The following is a 1,792-nucleotide window of genomic DNA, read 5'->3' on the forward strand; positions in this document are numbered from 1 at the left end:
AGCGTAAGGTAGGGAAGGATGCCCGCCTTGCGATTGCTCAGTTCAGACTGCTTGATGCCGAGGTCGTCAAGCATGTGCTCGGGGAACTTGCCGCCGTCCTGGATGTAGTGACGGTAGCAGAAGACCGGAATGATCAGCGCGGCGGCAATCAATCCTGCCCACAGCGCCCACGGATTCCAGACCTTCGCACCGGCGCCCATGAACATGGCGTTGACGTAGGACAGTATTCCGCCGATCGCGATCATGATGGTCGGCGCCCGCCACGGCCGCTTGATGTGGCCGTTGTCGATCCGGTGAATCCAGCCGGAATTGAGGTTGAGGAAGTTGAAGATGATGTAGCCGCAGTTCGACACCGACAGGATGAAGAAGAAGCCGGTGGCGTCGGCCGAGGCAATTGCCAGGATCCCGAGATTGAAGATCAGGTCCGACCACATGGCGGCCGTGGGTGCGCCGTGCGAGTTGACGCGCGAGAGATAGCGCGGCAGCCATCCATCCACCGAACCCTGGTAGAGCGTGCGCGACGAGCCGGCCATGGCGGTGTTGATGGCAAGCATCAGCGCCAGGATCATCAGCATGATCATGAGCGTGGTGACGAAGCCCGAACCGCCGACCATCTGCGCCATGGCCTGGCCAACGCCGGTGCCGTCGACGATCGGGCCGGAAAGCATGCCCTCGAGGCCGAGCACGCCCTGGAAGGTGAAGGGCACCAGCGTATAGAGCAGCAGGCAGAGCAGGCCCGAATAGAGGATCGCCCGCACCGTGTCGCGGCCGGGATTCTTGAACTCGCTGGTAAAGCAGATCGAGGTTTCGAAAGCATATGCCGACCATGCGGCGATGAACATGCCGCCGAAGACGAGCGTCCAGCCGGAAATGTTCCACGAGCCGGGCTCCGGCGCATAGGCGGCGGCGAGCGGCACCAGCGGCGTATAATTGTCCCAGTTGATCTGGCCGGTGATGATCGGGACGATACCGACGATCAGCATCGGAATGATGACGGCGAGGCCGATGAACTTCTGGACGTTGGCGGTGCCCAGAATGCCGCGGTGCTGAATGGCGAAGGTGATCAGCATGAGCGCCGCGCCGATCCAGAAGACGGCATTGAAGGAGAAGGACACGAAGCCAAGCGAGCCGCTGAACAGGGTCCAGTCGCGAATGGCCGGCGTGGCCGCGGCAGTCAGCACGCCGATTGCGTCGGCGGCCGTTTTGCCGGCGTTAGCCGGATCGGCAAGCCAGGCGACGACTTCCGGCGATGTTTCGGAAAAGCTCGGAATCGGCGCAAAGACATTGAGGAGATATGCGGCCGCGATGGAGCAGCCGAGCGACAGAACCGGCGTCCAGGCCAGCCAGTTGCACCAGACCGACAGCGGCGCGATGAATTTCGAGTAACGAAGCCAGGCGGTGGCGCCATAGACGGAAGCGCCGCCCGACTTGCTCGGGAAAAGACCGGCGATCTCGGCATAGGTGAAGGCCTGGATAAGGCCGAAAATGACCGACACTGTCCAGATCAGGTAGGCTGGCGTGCCCACGGTTCCGGCAATGCCGCCGATCGAGAAAAGAACGAGTGCGGGCACGCCGCTGGCAACCCAGAAGGCGCCGCGCCAGTCGATCGTTCGGTGAAGTTGACCCTCGGCGCCTGCCGAGTAGGTATCAGCTACGGTATTCATTCCCAGTTCCCCATTAAGCGATGGTTGGTTCGCAACGGCCGCATGCCTCAGCGGAGGCCCTCCTTGCCGTTCATCTTTTTTTCCTTAGGGTAAACTTTGTCATAACCATCGCCGTCGTCAAGCGTTTT

The 1,792-nt window shown here is 61.6% G+C and carries 1 protein-coding gene; it reads right to left on the reverse strand.

From position 1 onward, the window contains the following. A partial coding sequence (locus tag ACLKMW_RS26385; protein WP_415727492.1) for an APC family permease occupies positions 1 to 1,664 on the reverse strand: 1,664 nt, incomplete at its 3' end. Between the last annotated feature and the right edge of the window lie 128 nt (positions 1,665 to 1,792).

It is taken from the genome of Borborobacter xinjiangensis, assembly GCF_047739745.1.
GTDB lineage: Bacteria > Pseudomonadota > Alphaproteobacteria > Rhizobiales > Rhizobiaceae > Pseudaminobacter.